Annotated in this window: 7 protein-coding genes; 6 read left to right on the top strand and 1 reads right to left on the bottom strand. The window is 66.1% G+C overall.

Features of this window, described 5'->3' with window-relative positions; translation table 11 throughout:
* The 5 genes from VL973_RS01065 to VL973_RS01085 form a co-directional block, all read left to right on the top strand.
* On the top strand, positions 1 to 739 hold a 739-nt coding region (locus VL973_RS01065; RefSeq protein WP_325282187.1), incomplete at its 5' end, for a cytochrome b/b6 domain-containing protein.
* Positions 736 to 1,494 (top strand): molybdopterin-binding protein, encoded by a 759-nt coding sequence (locus tag VL973_RS01070; protein WP_325282188.1) that lies wholly within the window; start codon positions 736 to 738, stop codon positions 1,492 to 1,494. The genes VL973_RS01065 and VL973_RS01070, both read left to right, overlap by 4 nt.
* 75 nt (positions 1,495 to 1,569) lie before the next feature.
* On the top strand, positions 1,570 to 2,244 hold the full coding sequence (locus VL973_RS01075; protein WP_325282189.1) for a DUF1223 domain-containing protein: 675 nt from the start codon (positions 1,570 to 1,572) through the stop codon (positions 2,242 to 2,244).
* Positions 2,245 to 2,357: 113 nt separating this feature from the next.
* Positions 2,358 to 2,720 (top strand): thioredoxin family protein, encoded by a 363-nt coding sequence (locus VL973_RS01080; RefSeq protein WP_325282190.1) that lies wholly within the window; start codon positions 2,358 to 2,360, stop codon positions 2,718 to 2,720.
* Between the two features lie 4 nt (positions 2,721 to 2,724).
* Positions 2,725 to 3,450 (top strand): cytochrome c biogenesis CcdA family protein, encoded by a 726-nt coding sequence (locus VL973_RS01085; RefSeq protein WP_325282191.1) that lies wholly within the window; start codon positions 2,725 to 2,727, stop codon positions 3,448 to 3,450.
* Positions 3,451 to 3,681: 231 nt separating this feature from the next.
* On the opposite strand, the gene VL973_RS01090 is transcribed toward VL973_RS01085, so the two are convergent.
* Positions 3,682 to 3,945 carry an SDR family NAD(P)-dependent oxidoreductase gene (locus VL973_RS01090; RefSeq protein WP_325282192.1) on the bottom strand — a complete coding sequence of 88 codons (264 nt, stop codon included), beginning with the start codon at positions 3,943 to 3,945 and terminating at the stop codon, positions 3,682 to 3,684.
* Between VL973_RS01090 and VL973_RS01095 the strand changes: the two genes are divergently transcribed.
* Positions 3,925 to 4,053 (top strand): helix-turn-helix domain-containing protein, encoded by a 129-nt coding sequence (locus VL973_RS01095; protein ID WP_325282193.1) that lies wholly within the window; start codon positions 3,925 to 3,927, stop codon positions 4,051 to 4,053. The two genes, VL973_RS01090 and VL973_RS01095, sit on opposite strands and share 21 nt — an antisense overlap.
* Positions 4,054 to 4,058 lie beyond the last annotated feature (5 nt).

Here is a 4,058-nt window from a genome sequence, read left to right on the forward strand (position 1 = left end):
GGTCATGCTGATGAGCGGGCTGATGATCTTCAACGCGCATCCGCGGCTCTATTGGGGCAGCTATGGCGCCAATCCCGACCGGCCGTGGCTCGTCATCGGCGCGCAAGGAGAGCGCGGCTTCGTGCGGGTCGGGCCGGTCGAAGTCACGACGACCGGCGTCCTCGGCCGCTACAGCGAACCCGACGGCACGCTCCGCAATCGCGCCTTTCCCTATTGGGCGACGATTCCGTCGACCTACAATCTCGCGCTTTCGCGGCGCTGGCACCTTCTGTTCGCGTGGCTGCTGTCGCTGTCGCTGCTCTTCTACATGCTCTGGTCGCTGTGGAACCGGCACATACAGCGCGACCTGCGGATCAGCCGCGCCGAACTCGCGCCCCGCCATCTGTGGCACGACATCAAGGATCACGCGCGGCTGCGCTTTCCGACCGGTCCCGCCGCGCTCAGCTACAACATCCTGCAGAAACTTTCCTACGTCGGCGTCATCTTCGTGCTGCTGCCCGCGATCATCCTTAGCGGGCTGACGCTGTCGCCGGGGATGGACGCGGCATGGCCGTGGCTGCTCGACCTGTTCGGCGGGCGGCAGTCGGCGCGTTCGGTCCATTTCATCGCGATGGTGCTGCTGGTCGTGTTTTTCGTCGTCCACATGGTGATGGTGCTGCTGGCCGGGCCGCTCAATGAGGTGCGCTCGATGATCACCGGTCGATATCGGCTGCCGAAAGAAAAGGAGACCGGCCGATGATGCTGCCCCGCCGCCGCTTCCTCAGCGGCGTCGCCGCCGGCGCGGGCGGGCTCGTGCTTGCCGGGTGCGACCGGCTGACCGACAGCGAAGCGTTCCGCCCCGTCCTGCTCTCGGGCGAGCGGCTGAACTATGCTTCGCAACGCCTGTGGCTGCGCGACGACACGCTCGCGCGCGAATATGCGCCGTCGGAGATGAGCCCGGTGTTCCGGGCCAATGGCAATACGATGCCCCAAGGCGAGGACTATGCGAGGCATCTCGCGAGCCGCTTCGCCGACTGGCGACTGGTGGTCGATGGCATGGTCGCGCGTCCGCTGGGCGTGAGCCTGGCCCAGCTTCACGCGATGCCGGCCCGCGAACAGATCACCCGTCACGACTGCGTCGAGGGCTGGAGTGCGATCGGCAAATGGACCGGGCCGCGCGTTTCCGCCTTGCTCGCGATGGCGGGCATATTGTCCGACGCGCGCTATATCGTCTTTCATTGCGCCGACAGTTTCGGTGCGAACCGCTATTATGAATCGATCGATCTGCGCGACGCCATGCACCCGCAGACGATCCTCGCCCACACGATGAACGACCAGCCGCTACCCGTGGCGCATGGTGCGCCGATCCGCCTTCGGGTGGAACGCCAGCTCGGCTATAAGCAGGCGAAATACGTCATGCGGATCGAAGCCAGGAACACGCTGGAGGGCATTGGCCGGGGACGCGGCGGCTATTGGGAGGATCACGTCCTTTACGATTGGTATGCGGGGATCTGAGCCATGAGTTTCAAGCTTCTATGCGCCCTTGCCTCCGCGTTGGCGCTGCCGGCTTGTGGTGCGGGCAGTCAGCCCGTGTCCGAGGCAGAAGCCGAGACGGCCGTTCAAACTACCTCGCCCGGCGACCCGGCCCGCCCGGTGGTTGTGGAACTCTTCCAGAGTCAGGGATGCTCGAGCTGCCCACCCGCAATCGCCAATGTCAATGCGATCGCCGACCGCCCCGATGTCCTCGCGCTCACCTTCGCCGTCACTTATTGGGACCGGTTGGGTTGGAAGGACACGTTCGCCGACCCGGCCTTTACCGACCGGCAGTGGAAATATGCCCGCGCGGGCGGCCGACCCAACGTCTTCACGCCGCAGGTGATCGTCAACGGCCGGACCTCCATTGTCGGCGCGCGGCGCGCGCAACTCGACGAAGCCCTGCGCGCGACACGCCCCCTGACCGGCAGCCCACGTATCGACGGCGACGCTGACAAGGTGGTGGTCCATGTGGGCCGGACGAGCGAACCGGCAACGGTGTGGCTGGTCCGGTTCGATCCGCGATCGCAACAGGTCGCGATCGGCAATGGCGAGAATGGCGGCCGTACCATCGCGCACAGGAACGTCGTGCGCCAGCTTGTCCGTCTGGGCCGCTGGACGGGAACCGAAATGCGTTTCACCCTTCCTGCCTCGCCTGCCCGCAATCTCACAAATGCGGTGCTGGTGCAGGGGGGCGAGGCCGGCCCGATCATCGCCGCGCGCCGGTTCTGACCCGCCGACCGTCGTAACCTTTCGTGCCCTGCGCGCGAATAGCGAGGAGCACGCCCGCTTTTCTCCCGTTTCGAGGTATCGTGATGCATAGATTATTGCCCTTCGCCGCTCCCGTGATCGCCATCGCCGCTGCCGCGGCACCAGCGCAAGCAGCGACATTGAAGGCGTTCGATCAGAAGGCGTTCGCGGCCGCGCAGGCCGCAGGCAAGCCGATACTGGTGGAAGTTCACGCGCCCTGGTGCCCGGTATGCCGCGCGCAGGGCAAGGTGCTCGCCAAGCTGACCGCCAACGCCGCGTTTGACAACCTCATCATCTTCCGAATCGATTACGATACTCAAAAGGCGCTCTGGCAGCGGTTCGGGGCACAGAAACAGTCCACGCTGATCGCCTTTCGCGGCGAGCGAGAAACCGATCGGCTGTCGTACCAGTCGGACGAACGCCGGATCGCCGCATTGCTCGCGGCAACGCGCGGCTGACAAGGTGGACAGCACACTCAATCCCGCGCTCGGCTTTGCCGCCGGAGCGCTGACGATCCTGTCCCCCTGTGTCCTGCCGCTGATCCCGATCGTGCTTGGCAGCGCCGCGCAAGCGCATCGCCTTGGGCCGTTCGCGCTCGCGGGCGGGTTGGTCGCCAGCTTCACGGCCGTCGGGTTCGGCCTCGCTACGGTGGGAAGCGCAATCGGCATCGACGCGGAGGCGCTGCGCTATTCCGGCGCCGCGCTACTCGGGCTGTTTGGTCTCGCGCTGCTGGTTCCGCAGGCGCGCATGGCGCTTGAAGCCGCCGCCGCGCCCGCTGCCCGCTGGGCCGGGGCCCGGCAGAACGGACTGGAGACACATGGCTTGGCCGGTCAGGCGGCGATCGGTGCCCTGCTCGGGATCGTGTGGAGCCCATGCGTCGGGCCGACGCTCGGTGCCGCCACTGTCCTTGCCGCTGACGGTCAGAGCCTCGGCGCGGCCGCAGCCGTGATGTTCTCGTTCGGGCTTGGCATCGCCAGCATCATGCTTGCCATCGCGCTTGCCGGCCGGGCTGTGATGACGCGATGGCGTTCGCGTTTGCTGCACGCCGGTGATGCCGGCCGCCGTCTCCTGGGTGCGCTGCTCCTTATTATCGCCGTGGCGATCGGAACCGGCTTCGATCGGGCGATCGAAGCGGTCATCCTCGACCATTCGCCCGACTGGCTGATCAGCGCCAGCACCGCATTCTAAAACACCAGCCTTGTAAGCCTGGTGATGACGGGGCATCATCCTTCCGGCCACCGCCACGTTGATGCGCCTCAGCGGTCCTAGACGGTCGCGGCTACCCACTCGTGGAGCCTGTGATCGATCGCAGCGTGGCTGCGTCGTCGTCCAACGCGGACTTATCTGCACAAAACGAGGCGAGGTTGCCCGGACCACGGTGGGAGGACCCGCCCGCATCTACAGGGCGGGCCAGCGATTTCACCAGGGCGTCTCGCCGTTCGGTTCGATAAAGCGGCCAGCTTCCTCGCCGCCAAGTGCATAACTAACCGGAAGCCGCGCCCCCTCTTCGGGCGTCATGAAGCCGGTGTGCCCGGTCAGGTCGGTCTTCACATAGCCGGGGGCCACCGAGCTGATGACGATCCCACTGTCCTGCAACTCAGCGGCCAGCTGCACCGTCAGCATGTTCACCGCGGCCTTGGACGCACCGTAACCGATCAGCTTTTGGTTGCCGATGGCCCGCATCGGCTGACCACAACGCGCGTTGCCGAGCGGGCCGGGGTCTCGGTCGGGACCATGTACCAGTATTTCCCGCACAAGCTGAGCCACTCATCGAGGGGTCGGCCGGTATAGCCAAG

Origin of the sequence: Sphingomonas sp., assembly GCF_035490575.1 — a bacterium.
Taxonomy (GTDB): domain Bacteria; phylum Pseudomonadota; class Alphaproteobacteria; order Sphingomonadales; family Sphingomonadaceae; genus Sphingomonas.

Excerpts from the sequence above, each read along its gene's own strand:
- VL973_RS01070 (WP_325282188.1), top strand. The coding sequence starts at position 736 with ATGATGCTGCCCCGCCGCCGCTTCCTCAGCGGCGTCGCCGCCGGCGCG.
- VL973_RS01090 (WP_325282192.1), bottom strand. The coding sequence starts at position 3,945 with ATGCGGGCCATCGGCAACCAAAAGCTGATCGGTTACGGTGCGTCCAAG.